Origin of the sequence: Massilia sp. CFBP9026 (assembly GCF_034045165.1) — a bacterium.
GTDB classification, from domain to species: domain Bacteria; phylum Pseudomonadota; class Gammaproteobacteria; order Burkholderiales; family Burkholderiaceae_D; genus Telluria; species Telluria arenae.
Genome location: NZ_JAXCWH010000015.1, coordinates 62,560 through 84,166 on the forward strand (window position 1 = coordinate 62,560; position 21,607 = coordinate 84,166).

Genomic DNA, 21,607 nt, shown 5'->3' on the forward strand with positions numbered 1-21,607 from the left:
GTATCAAGCCTGTTGTTGTGCCGAAACAATTCGGTCGAGCAAGAGATTTTCTGACTAGCGACATGAAATCTTGATTTATCCTGTCGGAAACACTCGAAATCGTGCAGAAACACCGATTTCAGATGCGCTTCGCACGGCGCTTGTCTCTCCGAGCGAGTTTCGATCAATAAAGTTACAGGGAAAACACGAATGAATTTGAACAACATGAAGGTCGGTACCCGTCTGGCCCTCGGTTTCGCACTGATCCTGGTGCTGCTGGTAGCGGTTGCTGTAGTGGGTATCCTGCGCATGGCGCAGATCCAGGATCGCCTTGACCACGTGGTCAGCGTGAGCAATGTGTCGACCGGCCTCGTGATCGAGATGCGCAACAACGTCAACGATCGCCTGCAGTCGCTGCGCGTGCTGACCCTGATGGCCGACCCAGCCGACATGGAACCGGAGATCGCCAAGTTCAAGGAACAGACCGCCCAGTACAACGAAACCCAGCGCAAGCTGACTGCCCTGTTCGCATCGAACGGCAATGACCAGGAAAAGGCGCTGCTGGCCCAGATCAAGGAACACGAAACCGCCGCCATGCCGGCGATCGCCCGCGCTACCGAACTCTATCTGGCCGCCAACGCCATGGACGCCACCCGCGTCATGGTGCGCGAAGTGCGTCCGGTGCAGCGCAAGTGGACCGAAGCCCTGAACGCGCTGGCCGCGCAGGAAGATAAGCAGAACGCCCAGACCAAGGCCGATGCCGAAGCGGCGTTCGACAATGCCCGTAACTTCATGCTGGTGCTGCTGGCCCTGGCCGTGGTGCTGGGCGTGGCGGCCGCTGTCGTGATCACCCGCAGCCTGCTCAAGCAGCTCGGCGGCGAACCTGGCTACACCGCCAAGATCGCCGGCAGCATCGCCCACGGCGACCTGTCGATCGCCATCGAGACCAAGGAATCGGACCGCGGCAGCCTGCTGGTCGAAATGAAAGAAATGCGCAACAGCTTGGTGGACATCGTGGCCCAGGTGCGCCGCGGCACCGAAACCATCGGCACCGCCTCGCGTGAAATCGCCGCCGGCAATATCGACCTGTCGTCGCGCACCGAACTGCAGGCCAGCTCGCTGGAAAAGACCGCCTCGGCGATGGAACAGCTGACCTCGACCGTCAAGCAGAACGCCGACAATGCCCGTGAAGCCAACGCGCTGGCCGCGGCCGCTTCGGACGTCGCCAGCAAGGGTGGCGAGGTGGTGTCGCAAGTGGTGGGCACCATGGGTGAGATCAATGGCTCGGCCCGCAAGATCGCCGACATCATCGGCGTGATCGACGGCATCGCCTTCCAGACCAATATCCTGGCGCTGAACGCGGCAGTCGAAGCGGCCCGTGCCGGCGAACAGGGCCGCGGCTTCGCGGTCGTGGCGTCCGAAGTGCGCAACCTGGCCCAGCGTTCGGCTGCGGCAGCCAAAGAGATCAAGACCCTGATCGACGATTCGGTGTCGAAAGTCGATCGCGGCAGCAAACTGGTCGGCCAGGCCGGCGTGACGATGGATGAAGTGGTGTCCAGCGTCAAGCGCGTGACCGACATCATGAGCGAGATCGCCAACGCCAGCGCCGAACAGAGCGCCGGCATCGCCCAGGTCAACACCTCAATCATCGAGATGGATGGCATGACCCAGCAAAACGCCGCGCTGGTGGAAGAAGCCGCCGCGGCCGCCCAGAGCCTGCAAGACCAGGCTGGCGAACTGGCCCGCGTGGTCAGCATCTTCAAGCTGGAAGAGGGTGAACAGTTCCAATTCGAGGCGCAGGCGCCAGTCGCGACCACCACCGCGGTGGTGGTCCGTCCAGCCGCCAAGCGCTCCGCACCGCCGGCTCCTAAAAAGCCGGCCGCCGCCAGCGCCGCGGTGAATCCGGACGAGGCGGAAGTTGCGCCGAAGCCGAAAAAGGCAGCTGCCACCGTCGGTAACGACGAGTGGGAAGAATTCTAAGTACTTATTACTAGCAGTCATGCGCCGGCCAGTCGGGCGGCGCGCAGCACGCATCACGACATTTAACTCTTAAAAACCTTATTTGGGGAAATCATGAAAAACCTGTCCGCCAAGCTGTTCGTTGCACTGACCCTTACCGCTGCCGCCAGCGCCAGCTTCGCCGCCGAAACCGCGGCGTCGTTCGATCCGAAGAAGTGCACCATCGAATATCCGAAGGCATCGCTGATGAACGAAGAGCAGGGCACGACCTCGGCATCGTTCCTGGTCAACGCGGACGGCACCGTGGCAGAATCGAAGATCGACAAGTCGAGCGGCTTCAAGAACCTGGACCGCGCACTGGTCAAGGGCCTGACCTCGTGCAAGTTCAAGCCGGGCACCAAGGATGGCGCGCCAGCCCAGACCTGGACCAAGGTCGACTACGCCTTCAAGCTGGACTAATACCTTCCCCTTTACACAGCCGGCTTCCATAGCCGGCTGTGTTTTTGCAGCGACTGCTTTTCCCTCCCTCCGCAGTTCTCCCTTCGCTGTTACAAGTTTGTAGCGGCATGTATCGGCTGTAAAGACTTCCTTCAGTTCATCTTTTTGGCGCCCCGTCTGGCTATAGTGGTCTCACACCAACCGAAACGGAGAGCACCATGAAAACCATCCTCGCTACCGCCGCCGCCATCCTGATCGGCAGTGCAGCACTCGCACCAGTGCAGGCCCAGGCCGCTCATCCGCGGGCCGACGTGATCGTCATCAAGAAGGCACCGCCGGCACCCCGCCGCGAAGCCGTACCGGCCGCGCGCCGCGGCTTTGAATGGGTGTCGGGTTACTGGGACTGGAATGGCCGCCGCCACGACTGGGTCGCCGGCCACTGGGAGAAAGTGCGTCCCGGCTATGCCTACCAGCGCGCGCAATGGCGCCAGGACCGCAATGGCTGGCATCTCGAGCGCGGCGGCTGGCACCAGTCGCGCCAGGTGGCCGCGTACCGCAACCGTGACCGCGATCGCGACGGCGTCCCGAATCGCCACGACGCCCGCCCAAACAATCCTCACCGCTATTGATCGCGGCGGGCCAGCGGCTCAGGGTGCGGCGAGATCGCCGCCGCACACCTGGTTGCGGCCCGACTGCTTGGCTTGATAGAGCAGGGTGTCGGCCCGTTCCACCAGCGTGGTGGCGCTGTCCGCTGCCGTCGCGGCACTGCTGGTGTACACGCCGGCGCTGATCGTCACGATGCCGGCGCCGTTGCCGGCATGCGGGATGTCGAGCGCCATCACCGCCTGGCGAATGCGCTCGGCCACCATCCTGGCGCCGGCCGGATCGGTATCCGGCAGTAGGGCCACGAATTCCTCTCCACCATAACGCGCGGCCATGTCGGCCGGCCGCACCAGGCTGTCCTTCAAGGCCTGCGCCACCTGGCGCAAGCAGGCGTCGCCGGCCACGTGGCCGTAGGTGTCGTTGTAGCGCTTGAAGTAATCGACGTCGAACATCAGCAGCGACAGCGGCGCGCCGCTTCGGCTCGTGCGCGCGAACTCCACGTCCAGGGCTTCCTCGAAACGGCGCCGGTTGGCGATGCCGGTCAGGCCGTCATGGTCGGCCAGGACCGTCAGCGCGCGGTTATGTTCCTGCAGCAGTTCGCGCGCCTGCACCAGCTCGTGCTCGAGATGGTCGCGGATCACGATCTGGCGCACCAGGCGCCGGCCGAAATACAGCAGCAATGCAATGGCGACCGAGGTGATCAGGGCCTGGCCGAGCATCGACTTCAGCCATTTTTCCAGGATGGCGTGCTTGCTCTGCGCGGTGGCGACGATCAGCGGATAGGTTTCCAGGTGGCGGTAGCTGTACAGCCTTTCGATGCCGTCAATCTTCGAACGGAGCATGGCGGTGCCGGCCGATCCCAGGCTGCGGTACATCCGATGGACTGGACCGCTGCTGATATCGGTTCCGATCAGCTTTTCGTTGTGCGGCAGGCGGTAGACCAGGGTGCCATCGTCCAGGGTCAGCATGATCACGCCATTGCTGCCCACGTCGAAGGTCTTGTACAGGGTGGAGAAGTAATCGATGCGGATCGTGCCGAGCGCGACGCCGCCGAAGGTGCCGTCCGGATTATTGAGGCGGCGCGAGACCGGCAGCACCCACTCGCCGTTGGAGCGGCTGCGAACTGGCTTGCCGACGTGGACGAAACGATCGGGATTCCTGACGTGGTACTGGAAGTATTCGCGGTCGTCCACCGTGTACAGCGGGAGGCGATCCTGCGAGGTCATCAGCCAGTGGCCGTCGGGACCGAACACGAACAGGCCGTGCAGCTCGTCGACCTCGGTCACCATATTTTTAAGATGCAATTGCAGGCGCGGGCGCCCCGCGCCCTTCATGCCATCGGTCTCGACCCGCTCGACCACGCCGGCCAGTACCGTGTCGACCACCCGTACCGCGCTTTCGGCCTGGGCCGCCAGCGCGTGCGACATATTCGTGGTGGCCACCGCCACCTCGGCCAGTCGCTCCTTGCGCGCGCGCCAACCGTCTGAAACCTGTATGGTCAGCAACAGCAGGCACAGGGCGGCCACGAACAGCACGGCATTGCGTACGGCGGGGCGTTTTTCGGCGGTCAGGCGGGAGATTGCAGGGGCAGTACGCTTATCTGGCATAAATCGGGGAGCCGCCGTTGCACGATGCCAGACTTGGGGCATCGAAAACAGCGAAAAAATTTCTTTGCGGAAAACTCGCCAATTGTCGCACATCAAGCGTTATCTGGCCGCTAAGTTGGCGCTTTTTACATCTGTGTCCTGGGATTGACCCTAAATGTGAAGCTGGCTCAGGCTACGCGCAGGCCGAGTTCGCTGACCAGTTCGGCCGCCTGGCGCGGCGTGATCCAGGCACCCTTGAACAGCTTGATGTCGGCCAGGGTGATGCCGCCCAGGTCGGCTTCGCGCAGGTCGGCGTTGTCGAAGCGCGCCTGTTTGAGGTTGGCGCCGCGCAGGCTGCCGCCCTCGAACACGGCATCGCGAAAATCGCAGGCGGCCAGGTCGGCATCGCCGAAGTCGAGCTGGATGAGCTTCGCCTTGCGGAACGACATGCGACGCAGGTCGGCGCCGACCAGCAGGCAATCCTCGAACTCCAGGCCAAGGTGGGCTGCTTCCTCGAAATTGGCGCCGGTCAGCTTGCAGCCCTTGAAGGCAAGCGAGGCCAGGTGGGCGCGGCGCCAGCTGCTGTTGTTCAGGTCGCAGCTCTGGAAGCGGGCGTCGGTCAGGTCGGCTGCTTCGAAGTCGGCCTGGCGACCGCGGCAGCGCTGCCAGGTGGTCTGACCCAGCTTGGCGGCGTAAAACGAGGTCTCGGCGATGCTGCAGCTGTTAAACGTGCAGTTGCGCAGGTCGAGGCGCGACAGGTCGGCGCCGTCGAGGTCGCATTCCTGGAAGACGAGTGGGGCGTGGGGCAGTGCCGCTTCGACGTCCGCGCGGGAGAGGGCTTGTCCGGTGATATGCATGCGGATCCTTCGGAAAACAAAAAAGGCCACGTGCCGAAGCAGGTGACCTTTTTTGCTGAATACTTGGGGTGGCTGATGGGGCTCGAACCCACGACAACAGGAATCACAATCCTGGACTCTACCAGCTGAGCTACAGCCACCACTGAACTACGTTACTGCTTGTTTTGCTACTTCCTGTCTCGTCATTGCCGAGGCAGAGCATGATTATATAGCCTCGCAAAAAAAGTGGCAACTTTAAATCGTTCGACCGCTTTGCCAATCACGTGGCACGGCGATCTGCGCCTCATGCACCGGTGGATCGATGCCCAGCAGGCTGCGAAACGCCGCCGTCAACGCTGTCGCGCTGGCGCTGGTGTAACCGGTCAGGCTGGCGGGGAGGGTGCCTGGAGCACGAAGGAGTTCTCCGGCGACCAGCAGGCGCGCGAGCTGGCGCGCCACGGCGTCGCCGGTGTCGACCAGGGCTACGTCCGGCCGGCCGGCGTTCTTCAGCAGGCGCTCGATCGAAGAACGCACCAGCGGATAATGGGTGCAGCCCAGCACCAGGGTGTCGGCGCCCTGGGTGAGCAGCGGCATGATGAAGCGTTCCAGCATCGCGCTGGTGGCAGTCGAATCGAGTTCGCCGAACTCGATCTGGTCGGCCAGGCCGACGCAGGGCTGCAGCAGGAACTCGGCGCCGGAATCGAGGTGGACCTGGTCGCGCAGTTGCAGGAACTTGGCGCCGCGCAGGGTGCGCTCGGTGGCCAGCACGCCGACTTTACCCGTGCGGGTGAGGGCGGCGGCGGGTTTGAGGCCGGGTTCGACGCCGACGATGGGCAGGCCGGGGTGAACCGCGCGCAGCTCGCGCACGGCAGCCACGGTGGCGGTGTTACAGGCGACCACCAGCGCTTTCGCGCCTTGCGCCAATAGAAAATCGCCGATCGCCAGCACGCGCTCGACGACGATGGCTTCGGGTTTGTCGCCGTAAGGGGCAAAGCCGGTATCGGCCAGGTACAGCAGGTGTTCGTGCGGCAGCTGCGCCTGGATGTGGCGCAACACCGACAGGCCGCCGACGCCCGAGTCGAAGATGCCAACCGGAGCGTCGGGGAGGGTCATGATTCTACTGGAATCAAGCGACGGTGACCGGCACGCCTTTCAGCGATTCGATCTTGGCCGACCATTCTTTCGGGCCGGTGTTGTGGACCGAGGTGCCGGTCGAATCGACGGCGACAGTGACCGGCATGTCGGTCACGTCGAACTCGTAGATCGCTTCCATGCCCAGGTCTTCGAAGCCGACGACCTTTGCGGACTTGATCGCCTTCGACACCAGGTAGGCCGAGCCGCCGACCGCCATCAGGTAGGCCGACTTGTGCTTCTGGATCGATTCGATCGCCGCCGGGCCGCGCTCGGCCTTGCCGATCATCGAGATCAGGCCGGTCTTCTCCAGCATCATGTCGGTGAACTTGTCCATGCGGGTGGCGGTGGTGGGACCGGCCGGGCCGACCACTTCGCTGCCGACCGGATCGACCGGGCCGACGTAGTAGATCACGCGGTTGGTGAAGTCCACCGGCAGCGACTCGCCCTTGGCCAGCATGTCCTGGATGCGCTTGTGCGCGGCGTCGCGGCCGGTGAGCATCTTGCCGTTCAGGAGCAGGGTCTGGCCCGGCTTCCACGACGCGACTTCTTCTTTCGTTAGCGTGTTGAGGTCGACGCGCTTCGACTTCTCGGTGTCCGGGGTCCAGTTCACGTCAGGCCAGGTCGACAGCGCAGGCGGTTCGATATACGCCGGGCCCGAGCCGTCCAGCACGAAGTGGGCGTGGCGGGTGGCGGCGCAGTTCGGGATCATCGCCACTGGCTTCGAGGCCGCGTGGGTCGGATACATATTGATCTTCACGTCCAGCACGGTGGTCAGGCCGCCCAGGCCCTGGGCGCCGATGCCCAGCGCGTTGATCTTGTCGCACAGCTCGATGCGCAGCTCTTCGAGCTTGTTATTCGGGCCACGCTGGCGCAGCTCGTACATGTCGATGTCGTCCATCAGCGACTCTTTCGCCATCAGCATCGCCTTCTCGGCGGTGCCGCCGATGCCGATGCCGAGCATGCCCGGCGGGCACCAGCCGGCGCCCATCAGCGGCACGGTCTTGAGCACCCAGTCGACCAGCGAGTCGGACGGATTGAGCATGACGAACTTGGTCTTGTTTTCCGAGCCGCCGCCCTTGGCCGCCACCTTGACGTCGACGGTGTCGCCTTCGACCAGTTCCATGTGGACCACGGCCGGGGTGTTGTCCTTGGTGTTCTTGCGCTCGAAGTGCGGGTCGGCCACGATCGATGCGCGCAGCTTGTTGTCGGCGAAGTTGTACGCGCGGCGCACGCCTTCGTTGACGGCGTCGGTCACCGAACCCGTGAAGCCTTCGAAGCGCACGCCCATGCCGATCTTGAGGAACACGTTGACGATGCCGGTGTCCTGGCAGATCGGACGCTTTCCTTCGGCGCACATGCGCGAGTTGGTCAGGATCTGGGCGATCGCGTCCTTTGCGGCCGGGCTCTGCTCGCTTTCATACGCGCGCGCCAGGTGCTGGATGTAATCGGCCGGGTGGTAGTAGCTGATGTACTGCAGTGCTGCCGCGACCGATTCAATCAGGTCGTCTTGGGTAATCACGGTTGCCATGTTCGCTCTCGTTCAGGAGTACCAGGAATGTAATAGTTTTAGTGTTGCTTGTGCGTGTTCATCACGATGCGGTCGGTATAGGCGATCGCCATGGCCGATAGCAGGAACGCGAAGTGGATCACGGTCTGGAACAGCAGCGTCTTCTCGTCATACGACGCGGCGTTGATGAAAGTCTTCAGCAAATGGATCGACGAAATGCCGATGATCGCCATGGCCAGCTTGGTTTTCAGGACCGAGGCGTTCACATGCGACAGCCACTCTGGCTGGTCCGGGTGGCCCTCCAGGTGCATGCGCGAGACAAAGGTTTCGTAGCCGCCGATGATCACCATGATCAGGAGGTTCGAAATCATGACCACATCGATCAGGCCCAGCACCACCAGCATGATGGTGACTTCATTGAGCCTGGTAGGCCGCACGGCGCCGGGAACGCTGACGGCATCGATGATGTGCTTGAGCGAATCGGCGTTGCCCATGGCGGCGCCGATCAGGTCGACGAGTTCGACCCAAAAGTGGAATACGTATACGCATTGCGCCAGGATCAGGCCCAGGTAAAGCGGCAGTTGCAGCCAGCGGCTGGCAAAAATCAGGTTGTTCAGAGGGGTCAGCTTGCGGACAGGCTGGTTGGGCGGCAGGTCGGACATCGGGATGAAACTCCAGGGGGATGCGAAAAAAATTCAGCTCGGCATTTTACACCGGCGCTGTTGGATGAGGTGTGGCACGCGCTCGCACATGGTGCCCGCTTGCACGCTTTACAACGGCTGGCGTTAGAATAAGGGCACACAAGAGCGGGCAAGGCAGTCAATACGCACCCGCCGCAGGGGTTTCCATGTAAGGGCTCAGTAAGCGAGCCCCCCTATGGTATCTGGCATAACCTACTACATTAATATGGAGACTAGTATGGCCGAGAACGAGACCACCCAAGAGCAAACCCAGGGCCTGCAGGAGCACCGCGTGTTCCAGCCGCCGAAGGAGTTTGCCGACAAAGCCACTATCAGCGGCATGGCCGCCTACGAAAAACTGTGCGCCGAAGCAGCCAGCGACTACGAGGGCTTCTGGGCCCGCCTGGCGCGCGAGAACCTCGACTGGCACAAGCCGTTCACCTCGACCCTCGACGAATCGAATGCGCCATTCTATCAATGGTTCGCCGACGGCCAGCTGAACGCCTCGTACAACTGCCTCGACCGCAACCTGGAAAACGGCAACGCCGACAAGACTGCCATCATCTTCGAGGCGGATGACGGCGCGGTAACCAAAGTCACCTACCGCGAGCTGCACGAGCGCGTCTGCAAGTTCGCCAACGCGCTCAAATCGCGCGGCATCAAGAAGGGCGACCGCGTCGTCATCTATATGTCGATGTCGGTTGAAGGCGTGACCGCGATGCAGGCCTGCGCCCGCATCGGCGCCACCCACTCGGTGGTGTTCGGCGGCTTCTCCGCCAAGTCGCTGCAGGAACGCATCATCGACGCCGGCGCCGTGGCTGTCATCACGGCCGACGAACAGCAGCGCGGCGGCAAATCGCTGCCGCTCAAGGCCATCGTCGACGAGGCACTGAGCCTGGGCGGCTGCGACACCGTCAAGGACGTCATCGTCTACAAGCGCACCGGCGGCAACATCAACTTCAAGGAAGGCCGCGACCTGTGGCTGCACGAGCTGGTGCAAGACCAGTCGGCCGAGTGCGCGCCTGAATGGGTCGATGCGGAACATCCGCTGTTCATCCTCTACACGTCCGGCTCGACCGGCACCCCGAAAGGCGTGCAGCACTCGACCGGCGGCTACCTGCTGTGGGCCGCGCTGACGATGAAGTGGACCTTCGACCTGAAGCCCGAAGACGTCTACTGGTGCACCGCCGACATCGGCTGGATCACCGGCCACACCTATATCGCCTACGGCCCGCTGGCCGTCGGCGGCACGCAAGTCGTGTTCGAAGGCGTGCCAACCTTCCCGAACGCCGGCCGCTTCTGGCAGACCGTCGAGAAGCACAAGGTTAGCATCTTCTACACGGCGCCAACTGCGATCCGTTCGCTGATCAAGGCCTCGGACCTGGACGAGAAGGTCCATCCGAAGAACTACGACCTGTCCAGCCTGCGCCTGCTCGGCTCGGTCGGCGAGCCGATCAATCCGGAAGCCTGGATGTGGTACTACCGCAATGTGGGCCAGGAGCGTTGCCCGATCGTGGACACCTTCTGGCAGACCGAGACCGGCGGCCACATGATCACCCCGCTGCCGGGCGCGACGCCGATGGTGCCGGGTTCGTGCACCTTGCCGCTGCCGGGCATCATGGCCGCGATCGTGGACGAAGCCGGCGCCGACGTGCCGAACGGGCAGGGCGGCATCCTGGTCGTCAAGCGCCCATGGCCGTCGATGATCCGCACGATCTGGAACAACCCGGACCGCTTCCGCACCAGCTACTTCCCGGACGAACTGGGCGGAAAATACTACCTGGCCGGCGACGGCGCGATCCGCAACAAGGACACTGCCAACTTCACCATCACCGGCCGCATCGATGACGTGCTGAACGTGTCGGGCCACCGCATGGGCACAATGGAGATCGAATCGGCGCTGGTGGCCAATCCGATCGTGGCCGAGGCGGCGGTGGTGGGTCGTCCGGACGAGACCACGGGCGAGTCGATCTGCGCCTTCGTCGTGCTCAAGCAGGCGCGTCCGACTGGCGAGGAAGCGAAAAAGCTGGCCAATGAGTTGCGGGCCTGGGTGGGCAAGGAGATCGGTCCGATCGCCAAGCCGAAAGAGATCCGTTTTGGCGACAACCTGCCGAAGACGCGCTCCGGCAAGATCATGCGCCGCCTGCTGCGCGTGCTGGCCAAGGGCGAGAACATCACGCAAGACGTTTCGACGCTCGAGAATCCGGCCATCCTGGAGCAGTTGAAGGAATCGGCTTGAGCTACAATCACTGAGCAACCTGCCTGCGGCGGCCCACAAGGCTGACGTAAGGCTTGCCCGCCTACTCGGGAGAGGGGTGGGCATTTTTTTTGTGCTGCTGAGCAGGGCACGTAGGGTGGATGGCTTTGCCATCCACGCGTTCAACTCCATCCCGCATCACCTCAACGCGTCCAACCCCGTTGTCGGCCTTGTACTGCTGGGAATACTTGCTATAATAGGCGGCTTCGTGGGATTCCCACGTCGACCCATCAGGAGAGATGGATGAGTGGTTTAAGTCGCACGCCTGGAAAGCGTGTGTAGGTTCATAGCCTACCGGGGGTTCGAATCCCCCTCTCTCCGCCAGGAATACAAAAAAGAAGGCCACCCCTCGGGTGGCCTTCTTTTTTTTACATATATCCGCAGGAATATATTGCGTTACTGCAATTGTTACCGACTGACTTTAAGAGTTGTCAATTTGTATTTGAACAGCCTCGACCGTGTTAATGTAGAAAGCATAAGCCCACTTCCCTAAACATATTTCATCCTGGCGGTGCTCCATTGAAACATGTGAGCCGCTAGCGCCCATATCGACATGAATCTATTCCCGAGAAAATCGCGCCTCACGATCGGTGATAATTCATTTGCCGCGCCGCATTTGCCGATCGCCGCCGCGAACCAGCCGACCAGATTACTGCTCGTGGACGACGAGCCACGCATGTTGGCCTCGCTGCGCGAGTTGCTCAGCCACCGCCATTTCGACATCGATACGGCAAGTTCCGGCGCCGGCGCATTGGCATGCCTGTCCGACACCCGCTATGACCTGGTCTTGCTGGACCTCAGCCTGGAAGACATGGACGGCCACCATGTCATGGACTTCATCAACCACCACTGCATCGAAACCGATGTCATCGTCATCAGCGGGAACGTCCAGATCGACGCCGCGATCGGCGCAATGCGGCGCGGCGCGCACGACTTTCTACGTAAGCCATTCAGCCAGCAGGACTTGTTCAAGACCATCGACCACGTCCTGACCCAGCGCCGGCTCCGGCAAAGCAACCGCGACATCGCCTATCAGCTCGAGCTATCCGAGCGCACCTACCGCTACCTGGTCGACACCTCGCCGGATCTCATCTATATGGTCGAGCCCGAGGGACGATTCACCTTCGTGAACAACCGCGCCTGCCAGATGCTGGGCTACGATCGCCGTGAACTGATTGGCCAGCATTATTCGGTGCTCGTGCACCAGGAAGACTTCGCCCGCGCGCGCTATGCATTCAACGAGCGGCGCTCCGGCGATCGGGCATCGCGCGACGTCGAGCTGCGCATGACCTGCCGCTCCAATCCGATCCTGTCGGAAAACCCCGACAATGCATCGATCACCGTGTCGCTCAACGCAGTCGGCATGCACCTGGACCATGCCCAGCCGGGCGGATCGAAATACATGGGCACCTACGGGATCGCCCGCGACATCACGGCGCGCAAGCAGGCCGAAGCCATCATCCTTCACCAGGCCTACCACGACGTCCTGACCAATCTGCCGAACCGCCTGTTATTCAGGGACCGCCTCGGACAGGCGATCATCCAATCGAGGCGCAACCAGACCGAGCTGGCGGCGATGTTCATCGATCTCGACCGGTTCAAGCTGGTCAACGACACGCTCGGTCACGGCAAGGGAGATCAACTGCTGCTGCAAGTGACCGCACGGCTAAAAGGCTGCCTGCGCAAGGGCGACACGCTCGCGCGCCAGGGAGGTGACGAATTCACCGTGGTCCTTCCCGACCTGCACACCCGTGACGATGCCCGAGTGGTTGCCGACAAATTCCTGGAATGCCTGAATCTGCCATTCGACCTCGGTGGGAATGAGGTGACGATCTCGGCCTCGATCGGCATTGCAGTCTTTCCCCATGATGGCGAAACGATCGATGAATTGATGCGCCGTGCCGACGTCGCCATGTATCACATCAAGGGCCAGGGAAAGAATGGCCAGGCGTTCTATGTCGATACGATGGAACTGCGCGCCTGATCAGCATTCGTCAGGGATCCATGCGACCAGGTCGGTGACCCCGATATCCACGTTCGCCTGCGATAACAGCGTACTGACCTGGCCACGATGATGCGTCTGGTGATTAAAGAAATGCAGCAGCAGGCTTCCGAATTTCTTGCGGAATGCGCCACGCGAATTCTTGTACGAGACGGGCTGCGCCAGGTCGTCGTCCGATAATTCCGCTGCCAGCGCCTCAATGATCGCATCGAGCCGGGCACGATGCGCTTGCAGTACTGCGAGATCGTTGCTGTAGATATGCGTCAGTCCGGCAGGCGTCGCGATATCCCGCATCGGCTCAAGCGCGCGGAAGGTGGTCGGATGCGCCTGGTAGCGCTGCAGCCAGAGGGTGTCTCCAGCCACGATGTGATTCAGGGTGCCCAGAATCGAGCCGAAGAAGGCTCGCCGGTCGGCGCTCAGCGCGTCCGCCGGCAAGGTCGCTGCGGCGGCATACACCCTGGTATTCATCGAAGCGTTGTACGACGCTAATAGAACAATGTCTTCCCGTATTGGCATGCTTGTTGGTTTCCTGGCTCGGCAGCGGTAAAAGTTGGTAGGGGCTGACCACGGCCGGCTAGCCTGGCGGGCGAGGTATCGATGCCGCTCCAGCACCAGCATGTCGCACACTGCGGGAATAGCGAAACGAAACCTCGGTTCCGACCAGGGATCGCCATAGGATATCGACTGACTGTTGTTTTTTTGCAGCCATACTATTCGTCCAATGAGCTGTGCAATTCGTCTGGCCTAACACCTTGGCATTTGCTCCTGCGAGGCGGATGTCACCTTTTGCCGTGCGGGATTTCCACCATGATCTTGTCGAAAGCCTGTATTGCTAGGCTTTTTCGGCAGGACATTGTGAACGTAAAAGATATTTCCGTGAGGAAATTGTAAAAACATTACATTAGGGCAAATTTCATTGCGAATTCAATATTGAATTTCAACAATCGTGAATCTGATAAAATAATTTCAGTGCAATAATTCTTGATCGTTATCAATTTTATACGCACACAGCATATCGGCATGGCGGGTTAATTCCTCCCGCCAGCCACCGTCCGGCCCAGAAAACGCCGGCGCTTACTCACCGCCACCTATCTTTCTGGAGTCCGCGCATGCGCATCAAACCATTCCTGCTGGCCCTGTTGGCCACCTCGGTGCTGAGCACCAATGTCGCCCATGCGAACCTCATCAAGAACGGCAATTTCGAAGAGACCACTAACGGCGGCAACAAGCAGCTTGCCGGCGGCACGTCCACGAACCGCGCCGACCGTACTACCCTGACAAACTGGGAAAGCGGCTATGGCAGGGACGGTCGCTACAACTTCGTCCTGAATGGCGATATCGCCAACACCGACAAGTCAGCGATCTGGTTGAAGGACAAGTACCGCACAACTGGCTTGAGCAATGGCTACAGCGCCTCTCCAACCGGCGGCAATTTCTTCGCCTCGGACTGGATGTATTTCCCTGGCCCGCTCAAGCAACAGGTCAACGGCCTGACGATCGGCGACAGCTATACGCTGACCTTCGATTTCGCGCTGGCCCAGCAGGTCATCGAGAGGGGCCCGAACAACAATAATTTTTGGGAAGTCGATTTCGGCGGCGCCAAGCAGAATTCCGAATTGCTGAGCATCGTGGACAGCGGTTTCAGCGGCTGGAAGACTGCCACCATGACCTTCACGGCAAGCAGCGCCAGCCAATGGCTGAGCTTCATGGTCCACGGTAGCGGCGCCGGCGCGCCGCCGTTCATGCTGCTGGACAACGTCGCCCTGAATGCCGAAGTGCCGGAGCCGGCAACCCTGGGCATGCTGCTGGGCGGCCTCGGCCTGATCGGCTTCACGGCCCGCCGCCGCAACCGTAGCGGCGGCCAGGCCTGATACGCCAATCCACCGGCTGCAGTCCCCTGCAGCCGGACGCCGCCGGCCCTGGCGGCAGCCTCCGCATCGCGACACCGCTTCCACCATCGCCGCATCCGCCATGAACGTCACCTTCGCCGAATTCGCCATGACGGCACTGCGCCTTGGCATCTGGCTCGCGCTGCTGACGGCGCTGTTCGTCCCGCTCGAACGCTGGTTCGGCGTGCGCCACGAGCAGCCGAATCCCGAGCTGCGCCACAATCTCGCCTATTACTTCATCAGTAGCCTGGTGCCGGTCCTGGTGCTGACGGTGCCGATGGCGCTGCTGGCCTCCGCCGCCCACTACCTGGTGCCGGCCGCCCTCAAGACGGCCGTGGCCGAGCTGCCGCAGGCGCTGCGCATCGGCCTGGCCTTCGTGATCGCCGAGACGGGGTTTTACTGGGGGCACCGCCTCAGTCACGAAATTCCCTGGCTGTGGCGCTTTCACGCGCTGCATCACAGCACCGAGCGCATGCACTTCCTGGCCAATACCCGCAGCCACCCGGTCGACATGGTCATCACCCGGCTGTTCGGCCTGGTGCCGCTGTACGCCATCGGCCTGGCCAGCCCCGGCATGGCCGGCAGCGGCACGCCGGCGCTGCTGATCGCGCTCGGCATCCTGTGGGGCTTCTTCATCCACGCCAACCTGCGCTGGCGCTTCGGGCCGCTGGAATGGCTGGTGACGACGCCGGCCTTCCACCACTGGCACCACAGCCGCCACGACCACATCAACCGCAACTACGCTTCCACTTTGCCGTTCCTGGACCGCCTGTTCGGCAGCCACTACCTGCCGAAGCACTGGCCGGCTGAAGTCGGGACCGACACGCCGTGCCCGCCCACGCTGGGTGGCCAGCTGCTCGAGCCGATGCGACCGGCGCGCAATGCGGCGCCGGTCGCCGATTGAGGTCTACACCGGCCGCCGGCCCGCGCGTTCCGCCGCCAGCTTGACCAGCAGCGCCATGGTGGCCACCACCCCGGCCACTGCCACGACGCCGAAGATGCCCTCGATTCCGAAGCGCAGCCGCGCCAGCTCCGCCACCAGGAAGGAGCCGGCGATCCCGCCCAGCCGTCCGATGCCCATCATCCAGGCCACGCCGGTGGCGCGGCCGCGGGTAGGATAGAAAGCCGCAGCCAGCGCCGGCAGCGACGCCTGCGCGGTGTTCATCGCCAGCCCGGCCCCGAGCACCACCGCCATCAACAGCGCCAGGTCGTGGGCGCTCTGGCCGATGGCGAAGATGCTCACCGCCGTCAGCGCGAAACAGGCCGCGATCACGGCATTGGCGTTGTAGCGGTCCATCAGCCAGCCGGCCAGCACCGCGCCCACGCCGCCCAGCGGGAACAGGGCCGAGACCAGGGTCGCGTCCTTGGCCGACAGGCCGGCGTCGCGCAGCAGCAGCGGCATCCAGTTGATCAGCGCATAGAAGATCACCAGTCCCATGAAATAGGTCAGCCACAGCATCAGGGTGCCGACCAGGTAGGGTCGCGACAGGATCACCTTCACGCCGCCGCCGGCGTCGTTCACGGGCGCGGCCTCGCGCGTCACGAAGGCGCGGGCGTCGTCGGCGGATGGTGAGATGTGGCGCAGGATGGCGCGGATGCGTTCGCGGCCGGCGCCGCGCGCGACCAGGAAGCGCACCGACTCCGGCAGCAGCAGGATGATCAACAGGCCAGCCAGCAGCGGCGCCAGGCCGCCCAGCAGCAGCACGCTGCGCCAGCCCCACAGCGGGATCATCCAGGCCGCGAGAAAGCCGCCCAGGGCGGCGCCGAGCGGGAAGCCGCAGAACATCGCATTGGTGAGCAGGGCGCGCTTGCGCTCGGGGCAGAATTCGCTCATCAGGGTCACCGCGTTCGGCATCGCCGCGCCCAGTCCCAGGCCGGTGACGAAGCGCAGGATGGCCAGTTCGGTCAGGCCGCTCGCGAACGACGACCAGGCGCAGGCGGCGCCGAACAGCAGCACCGACGACGCCAGCACCAGCTTGCGGCCGACCCGGTCCGACAGCGGCCCGGCCGCCATGGCGCCCGCGGCCAGGCCGAACAGCGCGGCGCTTAGCACCGGCGCCAGGGCGGGGCGCGTCACGCCCCAGTCCTGCACCAGCGATGGGGCGATGAAGCCGATCGCCGCGGTGTCGAAGCCGTCCAGCAGCACGATCAAAAAGCACAGGCCGAAGATCAGCCATTGGTAAGAAGAGAAACGGTGTTCGTTCAGGAAGTCCTGGACGTTGACGGCGCCGTCGGCGCGGTCCTGCTGCTGCATGGTGGGTCTCCGTTATTGTTATCCATGATTGCCTGCGTGCCGGACTCTACACCGAATTGGTCGCCATGGCGATGACACTCCGCGGTGCGCTAGACTGTCCGCATTCCACCTGCTGTACTTGCCGTGAAAGGGCGCCAACATGCCGGATAATTGTGACAAGCCGCCAGGCCCGCTCGCGGGCGTGACCGTCCTCGATCTGACCACCATGCTGGCCGGGCCGTACGCGACCCTGCTGCTGGCGGGGCTGGGGGCGCGGGTCATCAAGATCGAAAACCCGAACAGTCCCGACCCGGCGCGCGGCAACTCGCTGTTCCTGGGCCGCGACGGCCTCACGGCCGCGCCAGAACACGACGATGATTTGTCAGTCGCCATCCTCGACCGCGGCCGCAACAAGGAAGCCGTCACCCTCAACCTGAAGCATCCCGACGCGCACGCCATCTTCATGGACCTGGTGCGCCGCGCCGACGTGGTGGTGGAGAACTTCAGCCCTGGCGTGACCGACCGCCTGGGCATCGATTACGCGCGCTGCCGCGACGTGAACCCGAAGATCGTCTATACCTCGATCAGCGGCTTCGGCCCGGATGCGGATCCTACCCGGAACAAGGCGGTGGACATCGTAATCCAGGCCATGAGCGGCCTGATGATGGCGTCCGGCGCCGAGGGCGAGCCGCCGGTGCGGGTCGGCATTCCCATCGGCGACCAGGCCGCGCCGCTGTTCGCCACCATCGGCACCCTGGCCGCCGTGCTGCGCGCACGCGAAACAGGGCAGGGCCAGCAGGTCGACGTCTCGCTGCTGGGGACCATGAGCGCGCTGGTGGCGGCCGAGCCTTTCGAGATGGAGCGCCGGCTCGGGCATGCCACGCGCTCCGGCAATGTGCTGGCGCGCCTGGCGCCGTCGGGCGTGTTCCCGACGGCCGACGGCCATATCGCGATCAGCGCGCCGAAGGATGCCTTCGCCGCCGGGCTGTTTCGCGCCATGGGCCGTCCGGAGCTGATCCAGGATGAACGCTTCAGTAGCCGCGCGGCGCGGGTGCGCAACCACGCCATCCTGCACGAGATGGTGGGCGCGTGGACCGGCGCCATGGACGCCGGCTCGGCGGCTGCCCTGCTGAGCGAATGCGGAGTGCCCAACGGCCCGGTGCGCGATCCGGCCGATGCGGTGCGCGATCCCGGCCTGCTGGCGGGCGGCGAGACCGCCAGGCTCGAACACCCGGTGTATGGCGCGGTGGAAGACGTCGTGGCCGGCGGCCTGCCGATCCGGATGTCGGATGCGTTCACGGGCTTCGACAAGCCGGCCGTCACGCTCGGCGCCAGCAATGCCGATGTCTATCGCGGCCTGCTCGGCTACGGCCAGGAGGAACTCGAGCGCCTGGCGCGCGAGGGCGTCATCTAGGATGGGCTAACATTGCCGGGTTCACCATATCGATGAAAGGACCCCGATGCGACTCCCGACCCTGTTGACTGCGCTGGCCAGCGCCCTGTCTTTACTTGTTGGCGCCAGCGCCATGGCGCAGCCGGCCGCCCAGGTCACTGTATTGCAGGGCGCCCGCATCATCGATGGCCAGGGTGGGGCGCCGATCGAGAACGGCAGCATCGTGATCCGCGACGGCCGCATCGACGCGGTGCAGCCGGGAGGAGCGAAGGCGCCGGCCGGCGCCAGGATCGTCGACCTGCGCGGCAAGACCGTGATGCCGGCCCTGGTCGCCGGCCACGCCCACCTGGGCATCACCAATGGCGCCAAGTCGGGCGCGGGCGAGATCAACGAAGCCAACGTCACGCGCCAGCTGCAAAAGTATGCGCGCTACGGCGTCGGCACGGTGGCGGTGTTCGGCACCGACCACGACTTCATCTACAAGATGCGCGCCGACCAGCGCGCCGGCAAGCTGGCGCTGCCCACCATCGTCACCGCAGGCCACGGCTTCGGCGTCCCGCACGGCGCGCCGCCGATTGCCATGGGCATGGACCAGGTCTACCGCCCGACCACGATCGAGGCGGTGCGCAAGGACTTCGACAAGCTGCTGGCGCAACAGCCCGACCTGGTCAAGATCTGGGTCGACGACTTCGGCGACAAGTCCACGAAAAAAATGGACCCCGCCCTGTACCGCGAGGTGATCCAGCAGGCCCACAAGAACGGACTGAAGGTGGTGGCCCACGTCTACTACCTGGAAGACGCCAAGCGCCTGGCGCGCGACGGCGTCGACCTGTTCGGCCACAGCGTGCGCGACAAGCCGGTCGATGCCGAACTGATCGCCCTGATGAAAGAGAAGAATATCGCCTACATCCCGACCCTGCAGCTCGACGAAGCCTTCTTCGTGTATGCCGACAAGCCGGAGTGGATGCAGACGCCGTTCTTCAAGGGCGCGCTCGACCAGGGCGTGTCGGAATGGCTGGGCGGCCCATCCTACAAGGTCAAGGAAGTGAGCAAGAAAGACCTGGCGATCGCCAAGCAGAACGCGCTGGCGCTGCACAAGGCCGGCATCAGGGTCGGCATGGGCACCGATTCGGGCGCCACGATCCCGCGCATCCAGGGCTTCGCCGAGCACCGCGAGCTAGAACTCCTGACCCAGGCCGGCCTCTCCCCGATGCAGGCGCTGCAGGCCGCGACCTCCGGCAATGCCGCCATCCTGGGCATCGACAAGGAGCGCGGCACGCTTGCCGCCGGCAAGCAGGCCGACGTCCTGGTGCTCGACGCCAATCCGCTGGACGACATCCGCAACACCCGCAAGATCCACGCGCTGTGGCTGCGCGGCGTGCCGGTGGCGGGCGCGGGCGAACAGGCGGCAAGGCGCTGAAATGTTGTCGGGACGGCGTCGTTTTTCGGCGCCGTTCCGTTGCCATTCTCGGTCGATGGCAGCACGATCGCGTACAATGCCCCTTCCTTGACTACAAAACTCAACAATGGAATGGCTCATGGACCCAAATATTTGGGTCGGCTTGCTCACCCTCGTCGTGCTCGAGATCGTCCTCGGCATCGACAACTTGATCTTCATCGCCATCCTGGCGGACAAACTTCCCCCGCACCAGCGTGACAAGGCTCGCCTGCTTGGCCTGTCGCTCGCCATGATCATGCGCCTTGGCCTTCTCACGATGATCTCGTGGCTGGTCACACTCACCGCACCCCTGTTTTCCATCGCGCCCCTGTCGTTCTCGGGGCGCGACCTGATCCTGCTGATTGGCGGTATCTTCCTGCTTGCCAAGGCGACCATCGAACTGCACGAGCGCGTCGAAGGCAAATCGCACGTCCAGAGCGGCAAGCGCGCCTACGCCAGCTTCGCCGCCGTGGTGGCGCAGATCATCGTGCTCGACGCCGTGTTTTCGCTCGACGCCGTGATCACCGCCGTCGGCATGGTCGACGAACTGGGCGTCATGATGGCGGCCGTGATCATCTCGATGGCCGTCATGCTGTTCGCATCGAAGCCACTGACGCGCTTCGTCAACGCCCATCCGACCGTCGTCGTGCTGTGCCTGTCGTTCTTGCTGATGATCGGCCTCTCCCTGATCGCCGAAGGCCTGGGCTTCCACATCCCGAAGGGCTACCTGTACGCCGCGATCGGCTTCTCGGTGGTGATCGAGTTCTTCAACCAGCTGGCGCGCCGCAACTTCATCAAGCAGGAGGAGCACATCCCGCTGCGCGACCGCACCGCCGACGCCGTGCTGCGCCTGCTGGGCAGCAAGCGCGGCGCCGACCAGAACGATGAACCGAAAGCCGAGGCGAAAGCGGCCGAGGAACCGGCGTTCGAGGACGAGGAGCGTCATATGGTCAGCGGCGTGTTGAGCCTGTCGCAGCGCTCGGTGCGCTCGATCATGACCAACCGCTCGGACATCTCGTGGATCAATATCGAGAATGACGCCGACAGCATCCGCGCCCAGCTGCTGGCCACGCCGCATGGCTTCTTCCCGGTGTGCCGCGGCCAGCTCGACGAAGTGATCGGCGTGGCGCGCGCCAAGGACCTGATCGCCGACCTGACGCTGCATGGCGCGATCGACGCGGCCCATATCCGCACGCCGATCATCATGCCCGACGCCAGCGGCGTGCTGAAGGTGATGGAGCGCCTCAAGCGCTCGCACGGCCAGTTGGTGATCATCGCCGACGAATACGGCACCCTGCAGGGCCTGGTGACGCCGATCGACATCCTGGAAGCGATCGCCGGCGAGTTCCCCGACGAGGACGAGCAGCCGGTGGTGCAAGATCTCGGCCCGGGCCGCTGGCGCGTCGACGGCAGCGCCGACCTGCACTACCTGGAGCAGGTGCTCGAGGTAGATGCCCTGGTGGGCGACACCGACGACTACACCTCGCTGGCCGGCCTGATGCTGGAACGCTTTGGCACCCTGCCGAAGGTGGGCGACGCGGTCGAGATTGAAGGCTTCCGGTTCGAGGTGGCGCAGGTGCTGGAGCGCCGCATCGCGACCGTGATCGTGACCCGCATCGATGACGAATTCGCGCAGCCGCTCGAAAAGAGCTGAACGAACGGTAATATCGTAG

General features: G+C 63.6%; 17 protein-coding genes and 2 tRNA genes. 11 read left to right on the forward strand and 8 right to left on the reverse strand.

The window, feature by feature from the left end:
- Positions 1-189 precede the first annotated feature (189 nt).
- The 3 genes from SOM28_RS25260 to SOM28_RS25270 all read left to right on the forward strand — a co-directional run bounded on the left by SOM28_RS25260 (position 190) and on the right by SOM28_RS25270 (position 3,005).
- Positions 190-1,959 (forward strand): methyl-accepting chemotaxis protein, encoded by a 1,770-nt coding sequence (locus SOM28_RS25260; RefSeq protein ID WP_320469848.1) that lies wholly within the window; start codon positions 190-192, stop codon positions 1,957-1,959.
- 93 nt (positions 1,960-2,052) lie between these two features.
- Positions 2,053-2,397: an energy transducer TonB gene (locus SOM28_RS25265; protein ID WP_123071003.1), complete on the forward strand. Its 345-nt coding sequence runs from the start codon at positions 2,053-2,055 to the stop codon at positions 2,395-2,397.
- A gap of 197 nt (positions 2,398-2,594) precedes the next feature.
- Positions 2,595-3,005: a YXWGXW repeat-containing protein gene (locus tag SOM28_RS25270; protein ID WP_320469849.1), complete on the forward strand. Its 411-nt coding sequence runs from the start codon at positions 2,595-2,597 to the stop codon at positions 3,003-3,005.
- 18 nt (positions 3,006-3,023) lie between these two features.
- On the opposite strand, the gene SOM28_RS25275 is transcribed toward SOM28_RS25270, so the two are convergent.
- The 6 genes from SOM28_RS25275 to SOM28_RS25300 all read right to left on the reverse strand — a co-directional run bounded on the left by SOM28_RS25275 (position 3,024) and on the right by SOM28_RS25300 (position 8,704).
- Positions 3,024-4,586, reverse strand: coding sequence for a sensor domain-containing diguanylate cyclase (locus SOM28_RS25275; RefSeq protein WP_320469850.1), 1,563 nt, complete (start codon positions 4,584-4,586; stop codon positions 3,024-3,026).
- Positions 4,587-4,753: 167 nt separating this feature from the next.
- Complete coding sequence (locus tag SOM28_RS25280; RefSeq protein ID WP_320469851.1) at positions 4,754-5,422, reverse strand: pentapeptide repeat-containing protein; 669 nt, start codon at positions 5,420-5,422, stop codon at positions 4,754-4,756.
- A 64-nt stretch (positions 5,423-5,486) separates the two neighbouring features.
- Positions 5,487-5,562: transfer RNA gene (locus tag SOM28_RS25285), tRNA-His, on the reverse strand.
- Positions 5,563-5,656: 94 nt separating this feature from the next.
- Positions 5,657-6,514 carry a glutamate racemase gene (murI, locus tag SOM28_RS25290; protein ID WP_320469852.1) on the reverse strand — a complete coding sequence of 286 codons (858 nt, stop codon included), beginning with the start codon at positions 6,512-6,514 and terminating at the stop codon, positions 5,657-5,659.
- 13 nt (positions 6,515-6,527) lie between these two features.
- The gene (locus tag SOM28_RS25295; RefSeq protein ID WP_320469853.1) at positions 6,528-8,063 is read right to left on the reverse strand and encodes a fumarate hydratase; all 1,536 of its coding nucleotides are present in this window, start codon (positions 8,061-8,063) and stop codon (positions 6,528-6,530) included.
- A gap of 38 nt (positions 8,064-8,101) precedes the next feature.
- A complete protein-coding gene (locus tag SOM28_RS25300; protein WP_123070998.1) occupies positions 8,102-8,704 on the reverse strand; it encodes a TIGR00645 family protein in 603 nt (200 codons plus the stop codon).
- 256 nt (positions 8,705-8,960) lie between these two features.
- Here SOM28_RS25300 and acs point away from each other — a divergent pair, with 256 nt between their 5' ends.
- The 3 genes from acs (at position 8,961) to SOM28_RS25315 (ending at position 12,963) form a co-directional block, all read left to right on the forward strand.
- Positions 8,961-10,961: an acetate--CoA ligase gene (gene acs, locus SOM28_RS25305; protein WP_320469854.1), complete on the forward strand. Its 2,001-nt coding sequence runs from the start codon at positions 8,961-8,963 to the stop codon at positions 10,959-10,961.
- A 251-nt stretch (positions 10,962-11,212) separates the two neighbouring features.
- Positions 11,213-11,303: transfer RNA gene (locus SOM28_RS25310), tRNA-Ser, on the forward strand.
- Positions 11,304-11,532: 229 nt separating this feature from the next.
- A complete protein-coding gene (locus tag SOM28_RS25315; RefSeq protein WP_320469855.1) occupies positions 11,533-12,963 on the forward strand; it encodes a diguanylate cyclase domain-containing protein in 1,431 nt (476 codons plus the stop codon).
- Here SOM28_RS25315 and SOM28_RS25320 read toward each other — a convergent pair whose 3' ends face one another.
- Positions 12,964-13,497, reverse strand: coding sequence for a DinB family protein (locus tag SOM28_RS25320; RefSeq protein WP_123070993.1), 534 nt, complete (start codon positions 13,495-13,497; stop codon positions 12,964-12,966).
- Positions 13,498-14,090: 593 nt separating this feature from the next.
- Between SOM28_RS25320 and SOM28_RS25325 the strand changes: the two genes are divergently transcribed.
- Positions 14,091-14,852 carry an FxDxF family PEP-CTERM protein gene (locus tag SOM28_RS25325; protein ID WP_320469856.1) on the forward strand — a complete coding sequence of 254 codons (762 nt, stop codon included), beginning with the start codon at positions 14,091-14,093 and terminating at the stop codon, positions 14,850-14,852.
- A 100-nt stretch (positions 14,853-14,952) separates the two neighbouring features.
- On the forward strand, positions 14,953-15,774 hold the full coding sequence (locus SOM28_RS25330; RefSeq protein WP_320469857.1) for a sterol desaturase family protein: 822 nt from the start codon (positions 14,953-14,955) through the stop codon (positions 15,772-15,774).
- 3 nt (positions 15,775-15,777) lie between these two features.
- Here the strand turns inward: SOM28_RS25330 and SOM28_RS25335 are convergent, their stop codons facing one another.
- Positions 15,778-17,124 (reverse strand): MFS transporter, encoded by a 1,347-nt coding sequence (locus SOM28_RS25335; protein ID WP_320469858.1) that lies wholly within the window; start codon positions 17,122-17,124, stop codon positions 15,778-15,780.
- A gap of 139 nt (positions 17,125-17,263) precedes the next feature.
- On the opposite strand from SOM28_RS25335, the gene SOM28_RS25340 reads away from it, so the two are divergent.
- The 3 genes from SOM28_RS25340 to SOM28_RS25350 all read left to right on the forward strand — a co-directional run bounded on the left by SOM28_RS25340 (position 17,264) and on the right by SOM28_RS25350 (position 21,588).
- Positions 17,264-18,517 carry a CaiB/BaiF CoA transferase family protein gene (locus SOM28_RS25340; RefSeq protein WP_320469859.1) on the forward strand — a complete coding sequence of 418 codons (1,254 nt, stop codon included), beginning with the start codon at positions 17,264-17,266 and terminating at the stop codon, positions 18,515-18,517.
- 46 nt (positions 18,518-18,563) lie between these two features.
- Positions 18,564-19,916 carry an amidohydrolase family protein gene (locus SOM28_RS25345; RefSeq protein WP_320469860.1) on the forward strand — a complete coding sequence of 451 codons (1,353 nt, stop codon included), beginning with the start codon at positions 18,564-18,566 and terminating at the stop codon, positions 19,914-19,916.
- Between the two features lie 106 nt (positions 19,917-20,022).
- Complete coding sequence (locus SOM28_RS25350) at positions 20,023-21,588, forward strand: TerC family protein (protein ID WP_320469861.1); 1,566 nt, start codon at positions 20,023-20,025, stop codon at positions 21,586-21,588.
- Positions 21,589-21,607: the final 19 nt, after the last annotated feature.